The 16,580-nt window shown below is 42.0% G+C and carries 13 protein-coding genes; 12 read left to right on the top strand and 1 reads right to left on the bottom strand.

The features are described from left to right. Positions 1-150: 150 nt before the first annotated feature. From MOJ78_RS15250 to MOJ78_RS15215, 8 genes are all read left to right on the top strand, one after another. Entirely contained in the window at positions 151-3,534 is a 3,384-nt protein-coding gene (locus tag MOJ78_RS15250) for a DNA polymerase III subunit alpha (protein ID WP_304978188.1), read from the top strand. 175 nt (positions 3,535-3,709) lie between these two features. Continuing rightward, on the top strand, positions 3,710-4,948 hold the full coding sequence (locus MOJ78_RS15245) for an NADP-dependent malic enzyme (protein WP_304978187.1): 1,239 nt from the start codon (positions 3,710-3,712) through the stop codon (positions 4,946-4,948). 32 nt (positions 4,949-4,980) lie between these two features. Continuing rightward, positions 4,981-5,616, top strand: a complete 636-nt coding sequence (locus tag MOJ78_RS15240) for a FadR/GntR family transcriptional regulator (RefSeq protein WP_304978186.1) — start codon at positions 4,981-4,983, stop codon at positions 5,614-5,616. A gap of 54 nt (positions 5,617-5,670) precedes the next feature. Continuing rightward, the gene (accD, locus tag MOJ78_RS15235) at positions 5,671-6,528 is read left to right on the top strand and encodes an acetyl-CoA carboxylase, carboxyltransferase subunit beta (protein WP_304978185.1); all 858 of its coding nucleotides are present in this window, start codon (positions 5,671-5,673) and stop codon (positions 6,526-6,528) included. Continuing rightward, positions 6,528-7,505, top strand: a complete 978-nt coding sequence (accA, locus tag MOJ78_RS15230) for an acetyl-CoA carboxylase carboxyl transferase subunit alpha (RefSeq protein WP_304978184.1) — start codon at positions 6,528-6,530, stop codon at positions 7,503-7,505. Before accD ends, accA begins: the two co-directional genes overlap by 1 nt. Before the next feature lie 165 nt (positions 7,506-7,670). Beyond that, positions 7,671-8,630 (top strand): 6-phosphofructokinase, encoded by a 960-nt coding sequence (gene pfkA, locus MOJ78_RS15225; RefSeq protein WP_304978183.1) that lies wholly within the window; start codon positions 7,671-7,673, stop codon positions 8,628-8,630. 24 nt (positions 8,631-8,654) lie between these two features. Next, positions 8,655-10,409 carry a pyruvate kinase gene (gene pyk, locus MOJ78_RS15220; protein ID WP_304978182.1) on the top strand — a complete coding sequence of 585 codons (1,755 nt, stop codon included), beginning with the start codon at positions 8,655-8,657 and terminating at the stop codon, positions 10,407-10,409. Between the two features lie 68 nt (positions 10,410-10,477). Further along, on the top strand, positions 10,478-10,873 hold the full coding sequence (locus MOJ78_RS15215) for an FxsA family protein (protein WP_304978181.1): 396 nt from the start codon (positions 10,478-10,480) through the stop codon (positions 10,871-10,873). A 222-nt stretch (positions 10,874-11,095) separates the two neighbouring features. On the opposite strand, the gene ytvI is transcribed toward MOJ78_RS15215, so the two are convergent. Continuing rightward, positions 11,096-12,214, bottom strand: a complete 1,119-nt coding sequence (gene ytvI / locus MOJ78_RS15210; RefSeq protein WP_304978180.1) for a sporulation integral membrane protein YtvI — start codon at positions 12,212-12,214, stop codon at positions 11,096-11,098. Between the two features lie 175 nt (positions 12,215-12,389). On the opposite strand from ytvI, the gene MOJ78_RS15205 reads away from it, so the two are divergent. The 4 genes from MOJ78_RS15205 (at position 12,390) to mdh (ending at position 16,574) form a co-directional block, all read left to right on the top strand. Then, complete coding sequence (locus MOJ78_RS15205) at positions 12,390-12,854, top strand: DUF441 domain-containing protein (protein ID WP_304978179.1); 465 nt, start codon at positions 12,390-12,392, stop codon at positions 12,852-12,854. 223 nt (positions 12,855-13,077) lie between these two features. Then, positions 13,078-14,193 carry a citrate synthase gene (gene citZ / locus MOJ78_RS15200; RefSeq protein WP_304978178.1) on the top strand — a complete coding sequence of 372 codons (1,116 nt, stop codon included), beginning with the start codon at positions 13,078-13,080 and terminating at the stop codon, positions 14,191-14,193. 152 nt (positions 14,194-14,345) lie between these two features. After that, positions 14,346-15,623, top strand: coding sequence for an NADP-dependent isocitrate dehydrogenase (gene icd, locus MOJ78_RS15195; RefSeq protein ID WP_304978177.1), 1,278 nt, complete (start codon positions 14,346-14,348; stop codon positions 15,621-15,623). A 12-nt stretch (positions 15,624-15,635) separates the two neighbouring features. Then, entirely contained in the window at positions 15,636-16,574 is a 939-nt protein-coding gene (mdh, locus tag MOJ78_RS15190; RefSeq protein WP_304978176.1) for a malate dehydrogenase, read from the top strand. Positions 16,575-16,580: the final 6 nt, after the last annotated feature.

Raw genomic sequence — 16,580 nt, 5'->3', positions numbered from 1 at the left:
ACCTCTACCCAATTGAATCGTTATTATTATACTTATGGACAACCGATTCCAAGTATGCTTGATTTAATGTTGTGCCAATCTTGTTTATAATGGAAATAGGAGAGAAGTAGTTTCGGGTACGTTGGAACTTCCGTAAAAGGAGCGGTATTAATGAGCTTTGTACATCTACATATACATAGTGAATACAGTCTGCTTGAAAGTGCCTGCAGAATCGACAAATTGATTGATCGAGCAGCACAATTAGGGATGGATTCTTTAGCGTTAACGGATCGGAACGTTATGTATGGAATCCTACCCTTTTATCAAACGTGTGTATCGAAGGGGATTAAACCGATTCTTGGGCTTGAAATCGATATGGATCCATCTACTGATGAACGTGGGAAAGAAGGGACCAGTCGCTTATTGCTGTATGCTAGGAACAATGATGGGTATCATAATCTGGTGAAAATCAGCTCACTAATTGGAAAGAATACATCGACAACAATTGGAATTCAGGATTTGCACAATCATACAGATGGATTGCTCGCGGTGTCTGCAGGTACGGGCGGCGTTGTTCAACGTTTTTTAAGCAAGCATGATAATAGAGGTGCTGAGAAAGCAGCCGACAGGCTTTCGGGGTTATTTAACAAAGGCTTTTATTTAGGGATAGAAGACCATGGACTAGCTAAAGAAAAGGAGCTTAATCTTAGTCTCATTCAGTTTTCAAAGAATAATGACCTGCCACTTGTCGCAATGAATGATGTCCTTTACATAAATCAAGAAGATGCCCAAGCATTTGATGCGTTGCAAGCTATTAAACACGGTAAGAAGTTAAGTGAATTAGAAAAGGAAAGTTCTAGAACAAAAGAGTATTTTTTTAAAAGCACAGATGAAATGGTGAGGCTCTTTTCACATCTTCCTGAAGCGATAAACACCACAAAAGAAATTGCTGACAAGTGCAATGTCCACTTGTCGTTTGGGAACCTGATTTTGCCGAAATTCCCGATTCCTGATCATGGTACAAGCTCCGACTATATAAAAAAAATATGCCACAAAGCGGTAAAAGAGCGGTTCGGAGACCAGCCATCGACTGAGGTGAAGAACCGGCTTGCATACGAACTTGAAATCATTGATCGTATGGGTTTCAATGATTATTTCTTGATTGTATGGGACTTTATGAAGTATGCAAGAGACAAGGGAATTTTGACAGGACCTGGACGGGGATCTGCAGCAGGTTCCCTCGTCTCATATGTACTGCAAATTACACAGGTTGATCCGATTGAACATGACCTTCTTTTTGAGCGATTTTTAAATCCTGAACGAGTAACGATGCCTGATATTGATATCGACTTTCCAGATACAAAGAGAGATGAAGTCATTCAATACGTTGCTTCGAAATATGGAAAGGATCATGTCGCCCAAATCATTACATTCGGCACGCTAGCTGCAAGAGCTGCAATACGAGATGTCGGACGGGTCTTAAACCTGAGTCAAAGCGTGATTGACCGAGTTGCAAAGTATCTACCTTCAAGACCTGGTATGACTCTTGAAAAGGCTTTGGCGGAGTCCCCAGCATTAAAACGGGTTCTTGAACAATCTGACGAAGCGACTCAGCTGTGGTTGATTGCAAAAACCATTGAAGGCTTACCTCGTCATGCTTCTACCCACGCGGCCGGTATTGTAATCAGCGATGATCCGTTGACCGATGTCGTTCCAGTACAAGAAGGAAATGAACATTTAGCATTGACTCAATACACGATGGATGGGCTAGAGGACATCGGGCTGTTAAAAATGGACTTTCTTGGTCTTCGGAATCTATCATTGTTAGAAGATATTTGCACATTGATCGAAAAGGATCATGGGGAAAAGCTTAACCTGAATACACTTCCATTTAACGATGAAAATACGTATAAGCATTTAAGTGAAGGGGATACGACAGGGATTTTCCAGCTCGAGTCGGATGGAATGCGAAAGGTGCTTATGAAATTGAAACCGTCTGAATTTGAAGACATCGTGGCGGTAAACGCATTGTACAGACCAGGCCCAATGGAAAATATCCCTGCTTATATTGAAGGGAAACATGGAAAACGTACGGTTCGCTATCCACACCCAGACCTCAAATCGATTTTAGAAAAAACGTACGGTGTGATTGTTTATCAGGAACAGATCATCCAAATTGCGTCTAAAATGGCAGGGTTTTCTCTCGGTGAGGCAGATTTACTACGGAGAGCAGTCGGTAAGAAAAAGGCAGAGGTCTTGCACAAGGAGAGAGAGCACTTTGTCCAAGGAGCGACTAGGAATGGATACACGACTGAGACTGCCGATCATGTCTATGACCTAATCGTACGGTTTGCTAATTATGGTTTCAACCGCTCGCATGCGGTGGCGTATAGCGTCATTGCTTACCAACTAGCCTACCTAAAGTCCAATTATCCGTTACACTTCATGGCTGCGCTGCTTAGCAGTGCCATTGGGAATCAAAATAAGACAGCAGCCTATTTGAATGAGGCCCGGCAGAAAGGAATATCCATACTTCCGCCGTCAATCAACGAAAGTCAATCAGGATTTAAAGTGGAAAATAAGGGGCTTCGTATCGGCTTACTTGTAATCAAGAATGTAGGAGTTCGAGCGATTGAAGCATTACTTGAGGAGAGAAGGAAGAAGGGGGCATACCGCGATCTATTTGATTTGTGCAAGCGTGTATCGTTGAAAGTAGTAAATAAGCGCAGCCTCGAGTCTCTTATTCTTGCTGGGTGCATGGATGAATTCACGAAAAACCGTGCACAGTTGCTCGCAACTCTCGACGATGCGCTTGAATATGCTGCTAAAATCCAAAAGTCTGATGAAGAAGGTCAATTCGATCTTTTCCCTAATGATGAGGGCCATCCCAAGTCAGTCTATGAGACAGTCCCTCCCTTCCATGATAAAGAAAAGCTTCAATTTGAATTTGAAGCACTTGGTTTTTATTTAACAGGACATCCACTAGAATCATTCAAGGAAGTGTTAATTGCGTATAATCGCAGTCTGATTGGCCAGATTGAAGGTGAACAGCGCGGAATAAGGATAGGGACACTCGTAACAAGAGTCAAGACAATCAAAACAAAAAAAGGCGAATGGATGTCTTTTGTAAATATTAGTGACGAAACTGGCGAAATCGAATGTGTTGTTTTTCCAAAAACCTACCGTGCATATCGAGATTGCTTTGAAGAGGGGAAGCTCCTGTTACTTGAAGGGAATGTTGAAACAAAAGATACCCAAAAACTGATCGTCGAAAAAGCTGTCGATCTCCATACGTTATCGCTTCCGCAACAAAAGGAAGAGAACAGCAAGGCGAACTTATTTTTAAGAATAGATACGACGAAACATGGTGAAGGTGTTCTACACAGCATCCACAAAATTGTTCTACAGTATCCAGGAAACACCGACGTCATATTATATTATGAACAAAGTGGGAAGACGCTCAGATTATCGAAACAGTATAATATTGACACCATCACTGATTGTATTTTCAAGTTAGAATCATTGCTTGGATCGAATAATGTTGTTTTAAAATGAGAGATTATTTCTTTACACGTTGATTTGGTTTGTTATAATGAATGAGTCGAAAGGTGGTCTGACCACCTTGTTACTGAATCGGACAAGCGGCTGACAGTTCATTCATAATAATACTTTGGTATCCTAGCCTTAGAAATCTTAAATACGTTTTTAATAGAATGAGGGAGATGAACACATGTCTGTTTCTCGAGAAGAAGCACTTCATATGCACAGAGTAAATCAGGGTAAGCTGGAGTCCAAATCAAAGGTTCCAGTAAGAAACGCCAAGGATCTAAGCCTTGCATATTCTCCAGGAGTCGCAGAGCCTTGCAAGGAAATATACGAAGATAAGAACAAGGTTTATGAATATACGATGAAAGGTAATACCGTCGCGGTTGTGTCTGATGGAACGGCTGTGCTCGGTCTTGGAAATATCGGCCCTGAGGCTGCACTTCCGGTCATGGAAGGGAAAGCAGTTCTATTTAAAAGCTTTGCCGGAGTCGATGCCTTTCCAATTTGTCTGAATTCGACTGATGTGGATCAAATCGTCCAAACTGTGAAGCTTTTAGAGCCGACATTTGGCGGTATAAACCTTGAAGATATTGCTGCACCGAACTGTTTTGTCATTGAAGAACGGCTCAAGAAAGAAACTAACATCCCGATTTTCCACGATGATCAGCACGGCACAGCAATTGTAACCGTTGCCGGTCTTGTCAACGCGCTGAAGCTAACCCAAAAATCGATGTCTTCCATTAAGGTTGTCGTAAATGGTGCGGGATCTGCTGGAATTGCGATCATCAAACTGCTAAATCGATTTGGTGTAAAAGATATCATCATGTGTGACTCTAAGGGTGCTATTTATGAAGGGCGTCCGTATGGGATGAATCGGGTAAAAGCAGAGGTTGCTCATTTTACAAACCGACACCAGGTTGAAGGTTCGCTTGAAGAAGCTGTTAAAGGAATGGATGTGTTCATCGGAGTTTCTGTAGAAGGAGCACTTACACCGGATATGGTCAGAAGCATGAACGATGATCCCATCATTTTTGCAATGGCTAACCCTGTCCCGGAAATCATGCCGGAACAAGCAAAAGAAGCTGGAGCTAGAGTAATTGGAACTGGTCGCTCTGATTTTCCTAATCAAGTAAACAATGTTCTTGCATTTCCTGGAATATTCCGTGGAGCTCTTGATACGAGAGCAACCCATATAAACGAAGAAATGAAAATAGCTGCAGTCTATGCGATTGCAGACCTTATTACTAAATATGAATTATCTGAGGATTACGTTATACCAGCACCCTTCGATCCGAGGGTAGCACCTTCTGTAGCAGCAGGTGTAGCAAAGGCCGCGATGGAAACAGGTGTTGCAAGAATTAAAGTCGATCCTGAAGAAATTTCTGAGAAAACACGCAGACTTGCAAGTATCGATGAGGAGTAGTCGATCATCAAGCTGCGCAGGTGGTGGATAAAATGACAAGCAAACCAAGAGAAAAAGTGTTTGTCGAAATCCTTGAACGTTTAAAAACAATCATCTTAAACGATCAACTGCAAGCAGGTGATAAATTGCCATCTGAGCGTGAACTATCAGAACGACTCAATGTTGGTAGATCTTCTGTTCGAGAGGCACTTAGAGCGATAGAGCTACTCGGATTGATTGAAACGCGGCGAGGTGAAGGTACCTATATAAAAGAAGCTAGAAAACATAGACTCGTTCAAGTTCTCGCCTCTTTTATTTTAAATGATGCGACTGCAAGAAGTGAGCTCACAGAGACACGCTGTCTAATAGAAAGAGATGCTGTTCAGTTAGCTTCTTTAAGAAGGACAGACGAGCAATTGAAAGTGTTAAAAAAAACCGTTTACTCGATGAAAGAAAATGCCTCACCTGAAGATTTTGCTAGAGCCGATTGGAACTTCTTCCACAAGGTGATGGAAGCAGCACATAACTCTCTCTTACATCGATTATGGATTGAACTTATTGATTATGATTATACTTCATATTCAAGAGAACATAAATATCCGCTCAAAGACTACGAAAAAATTCTATCAATGATCATTGACGGAAGTGGTTATGAAGCTGTAGATACAATTGACCGTTTCTGTCGTTAAATTATAGGACATACAAAATAGTAAGTGATAGGGGAATCATGGAGGTGCAATGACTTGTTAAAAGACTTGTTTGCAAAAAAACGTAAATATGCAACGATACCCTCTGAAAAATTAAAGCAGGACGTACCAGAAGGCATCATGACAAAATGCCCGGAATGTAAGACGATTATGACGACAAAAGAATTAAATAAAGCGCATAAGGTATGTACTTCTTGTGGTTTTCATTTTCGAATGACCGCACAGGAAAGGATTCAAAAAACAATCGATTCTAATACTTTCGAAGAACTGTTTCAAGAAATGAAAACTGAAAACCCACTCGATTTCCCTGATTATCTCGATCGAATCGAAAAGGATCGAGCAAAAACGGGAATTAACGAGGCTGTTGTAACTGGAAAAGGAGAAATTGACGGAAACCCGATTGTAATTGCAATTATGGATTCTCACTTTCGAATGGGAAGTATGGGTTCGGTAGTTGGTGAGAAAATAACAAGAGCAATTGAGGTAGCAACTGACGAAAAAAAGCCATTCATTATTTTTACCGCTTCAGGCGGTGCACGTATGCAAGAAGGCGTGTTAAGTTTAATGCAAATGGCAAAGACAAGTGTTGCGCTTAAACGGCATCATGATAAAGGATACTTGTTTATTTCAGTGATGACCCATCCAACGACTGGCGGAGTTTCAGCTAGTTTTGCTTCTGTGGGGGATTATAATTTTGCTGAACCTGGTGCACTTATCGGTTTTGCTGGTCGACGTATTATTGAACAAACGATCCGTCAAGAGCTTCCAGAGGATTTCCAAACATCCGAGTTTCTATTAAAACACGGCCAATTGGATTCTGTCATCCATCGTTCAAAGTTAAAATCCACATTAGCAACGGTATTAGATATTCATAGGACAGGAGGTGAAGAGTAGTGGTTGGTGAATTGGAATTTGAACGACCAGTCGTTGAATTGAGAAATAAAATCAAAGAGCTTAAAACGTTTATGGATGAAAAAGGGATCGACCTATCTGACGAAGTAGATAGTCTAGAGGAACGTCTTGTAATCGTAGAGAAAGAAGTATATGGGAAAATGACTCCATGGGACCGTGTCCAAATCGCTCGTCATCATGAACGCCCGACGACTTTAGATTATATCCATATGCTTTTCACTGATTTTCTGGAGCTTCACGGAGATCGTCTTTACGGTGATGATGAAGCGATTGTCGGAGGGATTGCCAAGTTCCACGGTAAATCCGTTACGGTCATCGGACACCAAAGGGGAAAAGATACGAAGGAAAACCTACGTCGTAATTTCGGAATGCCACACCCGGAAGGCTACCGGAAAGCACTAAGGTTGATGAAACAAGCTGAAAAGTTCAATCGTCCGATTATATGCCTCCTCGATACAAAAGGGGCTTATCCAGGTATGTCTGCTGAAGAACGGGGACAAAGTGAAGCGATTGCTCGTAATTTAATCGAGATGGCGGGCTTGAAGGTCCCTGTTATTTGTATCGTTATTGGTGAAGGTGCAAGCGGTGGTGCACTTGCAATCGGTGTAGGTAACCATGTCCACATGCTCGAAAACTCCTGGTACTCTGTTATTTCGCCTGAAGGGGCTGCGGCTTTACTATGGAAAGATGCTTCGCAGGCGAAACGGGCAGCTGAATCAATGAAGATTACTGCTCCTGACCTTTTAGAAATGGGGATTATTGATACAATGATTCCCGAAGTAAAGGGTGGAGCTCATAAGGATCCGCATACTCAGGCTTCCTTGATTGAGGAAACACTGCAGACTTCCTTGGATGAGCTTGGAAAAATGAGCAGCGATGAACTTGTCGAACACCGATACGAAAAGTATAAAAAAATTGGAAAGTATACGTTTGAAAGCGATTCCATTGGTGTCAATTAGCGAAAGAGGTTGACTCAGACGGGGAATAGATAAATTCCATTTTGGAAACTATCCTGATTCCTGCTGAGCACCTCTTTTTTTCATGTTCAGACTTGTTTATTGTCTTCCATTTTGGAAAATGATATTTTAAGTACACAACATATACGATGATGAGGTGAAAGAGAGATGAAACGGATAGGCGTATTAACGAGTGGAGGAGATAGTCCGGGGATGAATGCTGCCGTACGGGCGGTTGTCAGAGAAGCCATTTATCAGGAACTAGAAGTGTATGGCATTTTCCATGGATATTCTGGTCTTATTTCCGGACATATTGAGAAAATGGAACTCGGGTCCGTTGGGGATATAATTCATCGTGGAGGAACGATGTTATATTCAGCAAGGTGTGAGGAATTTAAAACCCTTGAAGGGCAAAAGAAAGGTGTCGAGCAACTGAAAAAGTTCGGTATTGAGGGACTTGTGGTAATCGGTGGGGATGGCTCCTATCGCGGGGCTCAAAAACTGACCGAGCACGGGTTTCCGACAATTACTCTTCCAGGTACAATTGATAATGACATCCCTGGTACTGATTTTACAATCGGTTTTGATACTGCACTGAATACAGTAATCGATGCGATTGATAAAATTCGTGATACGGCGACGTCCCATGAACGTACATACGTGATCGAGGTTATGGGAAGAAACGCTGGTGATATTGCTCTCTGGTCAGGTTTAGCAGGCGGAGCAGAGTCGATTTTAATACCAGAAGAAGACTTCCAGATGGATCACATCGTAAAGCGTCTGACACGCGGACATGATCGTGGCAAGAAACATAGTATCATCGTCGTGGCGGAAGGTGTAGGCAGCGGTGTTGACATTGCTGCTCAAGTTCAAGAAGCGACAGGCTATGAAACGAGGGTAACAGTGCTGGGACATATACAGCGCGGTGGTTCACCAACTGCGTTCGATCGTGTCCTGGCAAGCCGGCTCGGTGCAAAGGCTGTACGCATGTTGATCACCGGTGAGAAAGGAAAGGCAGTTGGAATTCAAAAGAACGAGCTCGTTGCTCATAAAATTGATGAGGTTCTTTCCCAACGTCATAAAATTGATAATGATATGTATCAGCTCTCTAAAGAGCTATCGATCTAATAGAGAAATTCAAGGAGGAACACGATGAGAAAAACCAAAATTGTCTGTACGATTGGTCCTGCCAGCGAAACAGTCGAAACGTTAAAGAAACTGATTGACTCTGGGATGAATGTATCCCGGTTAAACTTTTCCCATGGGGATTACGAAGAACATGGAGCGCGAATCGTAAATATTCGCGAAGCATCAAAGCAAACAAAGCAAACCATTGCGATTTTGCTCGACACCAAAGGTCCTGAAATTCGTACTGGTACACTTGAAAACAGTGAAGTGAATCTGAGAGCTGGACAAGATTTAATCGTTTCGATGGACGAGCTGACTGGAAACGAATCAAAAATTTCCATCACTTATCCGGGTCTAGTCAAGGATGTACAGGTCGGTTCAAAAATTCTGCTTGATGATGGATTGATCGAGCTTGAGGTAACCGGAATTGAAGAACGGCAATTAATCACACGAGTTCTGAACAGTGGCGTTTTAAAGAATAAAAAAGGCGTTAATGTTCCGAATGTTTCAGTAAACCTGCCAGGAATCACTAAGAAAGATGCAAAGGATATTGAATTCGGGATTCAACAGGGTGTTGACTTTATTGCTGCATCCTTCGTTCGACGTGCTTCCGATGTGTTGGAAATTCGTGAGATCCTAGAACGTCATAATGCTGAACATATCAATATCATCCCTAAAATTGAAAACCAAGAGGGTGTCGATAACATCGAGGAGATTTTAGAGGTTTCCGATGGCTTGATGGTTGCTCGGGGTGATTTAGGGGTTGAAATTCCGGCTGAGGAAGTTCCACTTGTTCAGAAAAAATTGATTCGTAAATGCAATGACATGGGTAAACCAGTCATAACTGCTACACAAATGCTGGATTCGATGCAACGCAACCCACGTCCGACCCGTGCAGAAGCGAGTGATGTAGCGAATGCCATTTTTGATGGTACAGATGCGATAATGCTATCAGGAGAAACGGCTGCAGGCTCATACCCTGTAGAAGCTGTTCAAACGATGGATAAAATTGCACGAAAAGCTGAAAGTGCATTAAATCATGAAGAGATTCTACATTCACGAAGTAAATCGAGCAAGCTTACTGTAACAGATGCAATTAGTCAATCTGTATCACATACAGCATATAATCTGAATATCTCTGCGATTATTGCTCCTACCGAAAGTGGTCATACAGCACGGATGATTTCTAAATATCGTCCTGAGGCTTCTATTATCGCTGTAACTAGTTCAGAAGCGGTTTGCAGACGTATGTCTCTCGTATGGGGAGTTGTACCGCAACTAAGTGAAGAAGCAACTTCTACTGATGAACTGTTGGACATTGCTGTTAATGCATCCTTAAAATCAGGAATTGTTCGTCATGGAAATCTCGTATTAATAACAGCAGGCGTTCCTGTAGGTGAAACAGGCACGACCAACCTGATGAAAGTACATGTTGTTGGAGACGTCATTGCAAAAGGACAAGGAATCGGTCAAAAATCAGTTGCGGGAAAAGTTGCCGTTGCAAACAACGCCGAGGATGCAATTGAAAAAGTCGAGGAAGGTGATATCCTCGTTACCCTTGGTACAGATCGTGATATGATTCCCGCGCTTAAGAACGCTTCAGCGATTATTACAGAGGAAGGCGGTTTAACAAGTCATGCTGCTGTAGTCGGATTAAGCCTCGGTATTCCGGTTATCGTCGGTGTTGATAATGCTACAAAGCTTTTCAAGGATGGTCAAGCGATTACTGTAGATGGGTCAAGAGGGGTTGTTTATAGCGGGCATACGAGCGTATTATAATCGTCCGCATTATTGTTGGCTAATTAGTCCTTTAATTGATCACGTCCTTTAAGTTAGGAGCGGATTATATGTTTCGAATTCTATTATTGATACTGATCATTGTTCCTGCATTGGAAATTGGTATACTGATTTGGTCTGGCAAAACATTTGGAATTCCATTTACGATTTTAGTAATCATAGCAACTGGAGTTACTGGGGCATGGTTGGCTAAACGTGAGGGTATGGAAGCATTAAGGCTTGCACAAGTCCAATTGCAAAACGGGGATGTGCCGAGTGATGTCCTTCTAGACGGAATTTGCATTCTTATCGGAGGAAGCTTGTTGCTTACCCCGGGATTTATAACGGATGCGACGGGTTTTCTATTACTGTTTCCGTTTACGCGGTCAGTAATTAAGATGTGGATGAGGCGTTTCATTCAGAAGAAGATCGAAAGCGGACAGTTTACTTTTACGTTTCGATCGTAGGTAAGTCATATTTCCCTAAACGAAGAAGGACCTTATCGATAAAAAGGATTCGAATTCGATAAGGTCCTTACTAAGTTATGTCAAACGCTCAAAGTGAACAAGAGGTCGTCTGATGGCCTCAACGTGCAGAGAGTGACGGTTAGAGGGCATCGTAGGGCAACATCCTCCTAAATAGTCTTTCAGTAACCTTCGTGGTTGCCAAAGGGATTTTCGCTTTTCTTGTTACGATGCTTTTTTTCCGATAATGAAACTCCATAAATCCTGAAATACGTCTGCTTGGTTTAATGCGCGTATGATCACGAGTATAACTGGCCCGATTATCAAACCGAGGAACCCGAATAACTTAAATCCTACGAAAAGTGAAATTAATGTTGCCAGGGGATCGAGTCCAATACTTGAAGATAGTATTTTCGGTTCCATGATCTGTCGTTGGATAATCACGACACCGTATAGAATCGACAGGCCGATAGACAGGGTAAAGTCTTCAATAATGAATGAATAAATGATCCACGGAATAAATACCGCACCAGTCCCAAGGTATGGGAGTAAGTCAACTACACCGGTCAGGATCGCAATCGTGATTGCATAATCCACCTGCAAGATCAAAAGGCCGACAAGCACGATAGCTGCCGTAATTGATATTAATGTCAACTGAGCTTTCATGAATCCAAAGAGTGCCTTTCGTAGCTCACGGTATACACTTTGTCCACTTTCAACAGTACGCTTAGGTGTCCGTTTTGCTATCCATCCCTGAAATCGGTACCAGTCTTTACTTATGAAAAATGTCGCTAATAAAGAGAAAATCAGCACTGTTACAACATTCGGCAAGTTTAATAGGAAATTTTGCAAGCCTGTCAAAAATGATTGAACGAACTCCCTTACGTTGGTTGTAATATTTTTACCGACTGATTCGATGTTATTCGTAATCGTTTCCTGCTGGGCAGGATCAAGCTGTTGGAACATTGCTGCGAGATCATAATAGATCGGCAGGATTTGCTGGGTAAAATACGTTTGGGCAAACTGGACGAGCGTTTTTGTATGCTCGGGAATAACTTCAGCCAAATAGCCGAACCCTGAAATCATTTCACTGATTATGAGAGTTACAAAGCCGACAATCAACCCGATCAAAATCAGAATTACGACAAAGACGGCAAGTCCTCTCGGCATTTTCCCTTTCCGTTCAAGTAGATTGACGATCGGGTTAATCATAAATGCAAGAATTAACGCAATAATAAAAGGGTAGGTTACATGTGCAACATAATAGAGTGCAACGAGTGAAAACAATAAAATGGCAATTATAAGTAGAAACCGGATAAAACTATAAACATATTGAAGATTCAACTACATCTTATCCTTTCTTTTGGGGTATGGTCGTCTGCGGACAAACCATTTCTCTTAATTCAACAATTGGAACTTTGCTCCGCTATTTTGCCAGCCCCTTAGGAATAGTATTATTTTACATTTACTTGCATCAAGTTTCAATCCAGAAATTGCAGTGTATGGAAGGAAGTGTCAAATGCTTGACCAAGCATCCCTATTCCTCGTTGTTCTTCTGGCTATTGCTTTAATGGCAAAAAATAAATCATTGATCATAGCAGTTGCCTTTCTTCTCATAATTAAATGGGTCGGTTTAGGTGACCGGTTCTTTCCGTTAATACAAAAAAGAGGGATCGAATGGGGAGTCATAATAATTACAGTCGCTGTTCTAATTCCAATTGCAACCGGGGAAATAGGATTTAAACAATTAGGCGAAGCAATGAAGTCCTATTACGGGTGGATCGCTCTTGGATCAGGGATTGCAGTTGCTCTGATTGCTGCAAGCGGTATTAAGCTTTTGACCGAAGATCCACATATTACCACTACATTAGTTATAGGTACGATTTTAGCAGTAAGCCTTTTCAATGGAATCGCAGTAGGTCCTTTGATAGGAGCGGGTATAGCTTATCTGGCGATACGCATCGTTCAATTGATCACGGGATGAGAATCGAAAATTCGTTATGGAAATAAGGTTTTCAAGCCTTGGGCGTTCACAAAAGTCAGAGAATTGTTTATAATTGTACTGTATGTGTTTTATCCTTCCTTAATATGTTTACCTAATATTTTGGGTTCAAATTATTTTGATACCCTTTGCTTGTAAGCATTTTCTTTATTATCTACGTCTTTTTAATAAGACAGAGAAAACTAATTTAAAAGGAGAGAGAGCCATGACAACAACTAGAGGTTTAGAAGGCATTGTAGCCACAACATCCTCAGTAAGTTCCATTATTGATGGTGTACTAACATATCGAGGCTATAATATTGACGATCTTGCAGATCATGCTAGCTTTGAAGAGGTCGTATACTTACTATGGTACGGGAAGCTACCAACGGAAAAAGAATTGAATGAATTCAAGGGGAAACTGTCTTCACAGTATGCAGTTCCTTCACAGGTTATGGACATGCTTAAACAGTATCCACTCGGTGAAATTCATCCGATGGCAGGAGTTCGTACAGCCGTTTCCTCATTAGGGTTATATGATGAGAACGCGGATAATATGAGTGAAGAGGCAAACCTTAACAAATCAATCAGCTTGTTAGCTAAACTATCCACAATCGTTGCAGCGTTCTCACGATTACGTGATGGTAAAGAAGTAATTGAGCCGAAAGAAGACCTAAGCTATGCGGCAAACTTCCTTTACATGCTGAACGGAAAAGAACCGGACGAGATATCAGTAAACGCGATTAATAAAGCATTGGTATTGCACGCTGATCACGAATTGAATGCATCGACATTTACAGCACGCGTATGTGTTGCAACATTATCTGATGTTTACTCTGGGGTGACCGCTGCGATTGGTGCTTTAAAAGGGCCGTTACACGGTGGAGCAAACGAGCGTGTTATGAAGATGCTATCTGATGTTGGGGAAGTAGAAAATGTTGAACCTTACCTCAAGGATGCTCTTGAACGAAAAGAGAAAATCATGGGATTCGGACATCGTGTTTACAAGGACGGAGATCCACGAGCAAAACATCTTCGTGAAATGTCCAAGCAATTAACAAGCATTACCGGTGAGACAAAATGGTATGAAATGTCTGTTAAGCTTGATGAGTTGATGACAAAGGAAAAAGGATTGCTGCCGAATGTCGATTTCTACTCGGCATCTGTATACCACAGCCTCGGTCTTAAGCACGATCTATTCACTCCAATCTTTGCAATGAGCAGATTATCAGGCTGGTTAGCTCATATTCTTGAACAATATGATAATAATCGATTGATTCGTCCACGTGCAGAATATACTGGACCTTCAATGCAACAATTTGTATCAATTGAAAATCGATAAAAACCGATGGGATGGTCAAAATAGGGAACAGGCGATCGACGACTGATTGCTCGCTCGGTAGTGTCTGTTTTCTGTGCATCACCATCAAACTTGATTAATTCATATCGAATTTGTGACGATAGGGATGTAAAACATTTATCAACCAGGAGGTAATGATTTTGTCAAACGGAGAACGTATTACAGTAGATAATGGTGTTTTAAACGTACCGAACAACCCGATTATCCCATTTATTGAAGGAGATGGAACGGGTCCAGATATTTGGGCGGCAGCATCAAAGGTTTTAGAAGGTGCGGTTAAGAAAGCATACAATGGCGAGAAAGAGATTGTTTGGAAAGAGGTCCTTGCTGGTCAAAAGGCATATGACAAAACAGGGGAATGGTTACCTTCAGAAACGCTTGATGTAATCAATGAATACATATTGGCTATCAAGGGACCATTGACTACACCAGTCGGCGGCGGTATCCGCTCCTTGAACGTAGCGCTGCGTCAGGAACTAGACCTTTTTACATGCTTGCGTCCTGTACGTTATTTCACTGGTGTACCATCACCTGTTAAAAAGCCTGAAGATACAGATATGGTCATTTTCCGTGAAAATACTGAAGATATCTATGCTGGTATTGAGTATGCAAAAGGATCCGACGAAGTGAAGAAAGTGATCCAATTCCTTCAAGAGGAAATGGGGGCAAACAAGATTCGTTTCCCTGAGACATCTGGAATCGGAATCAAGCCGGTTTCTGAGGAAGGTACGAAACGTCTTGTTCGAGCGGCGATTGAGTATGCACTTAACGAAGGCCGTAAGAGCGTAACCCTTGTGCACAAAGGGAACATTATGAAGTTCACTGAAGGTGCCTTTAAGAACTGGGGTTATGAGGTTGCTGAACAAGAATTTGGAGATAAAGTGTTCACATGGGCTGAATATGACCGTATCGTTGAAAAAGACGGTAAGGACGCTGCAAACAAAGCACAATCCGAAGCAGAAGCAGCAGGGAAAATCATCATCAAGGATTCCATTGCGGACATTTTCCTACAACAAATTTTGACTCGTCCTGCAGAGTTCGATGTCGTTGCAACAATGAACCTGAATGGTGATTACGTTTCTGATGCTTTAGCCGCACAGGTTGGTGGTATCGGAATTGCGCCAGGAGCAAACATCAACTACGAAACAGGACATGCTATTTTTGAAGCAACTCATGGTACAGCACCAAAGTATGCTGGTATGGATAAAGTTAATCCGTCTTCCGTTATTCTTTCTGGAGTATTAATGCTTGAGCACATCGGTTGGAACGAAGCTGCCGACATGATCATCAAGTCTATGGAAAAAACAATCGCAAGCAAGGTTGTAACGTATGACTTCGCTCGTTTAATGGAAGGCGCAACGGAAGTTAAATGTTCTGAGTTCGGTGACGAACTCATCAAAAATATGGAGTAGGGGGAAACAGTAATGGCAAACAGGCGAAACAAAATCTCTGTAATCGGTGGCGGCTTTACTGGTGCTACTACTGCATTTATCGCTGGACAAAAAGAACTTGGAGATGTCGTTCTTGTAGATATTCCAAATATGGAAGACCCTACAAAAGGTAAAGCGCTTGATATGCTAGAGGCAAGTCCTGTTCAAGGATTTGATTCAAAGATTACTGGTACGGCCAACTATGAAGATACAGCAGATTCTGACATCGTTGTCATTACTGCAGGTATTGCACGTAAGCCTGGGATGAGCCGTGATGACCTCGTAAATACAAATGCTAAAATCATGAAAAGTGTCACTCAGGAAATCGTAAAATATTCTCCGGATTGTACAATCATTGTCTTAACGAATCCTGTGGATGCAATGTCATATACCGTACTGAAAGAATCCGGTTTCCCTAAAAATCGAGTGATCGGTCAATCCGGTATTCTCGATACAGCACGTTTCTGTACATTCGTTGCTGAAGAGTTGAATCTGTCAGTTAAGGACATCCGCGGCTTTGTTCTTGGTGGACATGGGGACGATATGGTTCCATTGATCCGTTACTCGAATGCTGGAGGGATTCCACTAGATAAGTTAATCGACAAGGACCGACTGGATGCTATTGTTGAGCGTACCCGAAAAGGCGGCGGTGAAATCGTTCAACTATTAGGTAACGGCAGTGCTTATTATGCACCAGCGGCTTCACTAGTCGAGATGGTTGAAGCGATTCTGAAGGATCAACGCCGTGTACTTCCAGCCATTGCTTACCTTGAAGGAGAATATGGGTACGATGGTATTTGTCTAGGAGTACCGACCATCCTTGGTGGAAATGGACTTGAAGAAATCATCGAGCTTGATCTTACAGATGAAGAAAAAGCTGAGCTTGATAAGTCTGCTGACTCCGTACGCAATGTCATGAATGTTTTATCGTAAAAATGG

The sequence above is a fragment of the Alkalihalobacillus sp. AL-G genome (assembly GCF_030643805.1).
GTDB lineage: Bacteria > Bacillota > Bacilli > Bacillales > Fictibacillaceae > Pseudalkalibacillus.
Note: the sequence above shows the minus strand (reverse complement) of the source record. Positions and strands in the feature narration are given on the sequence as shown.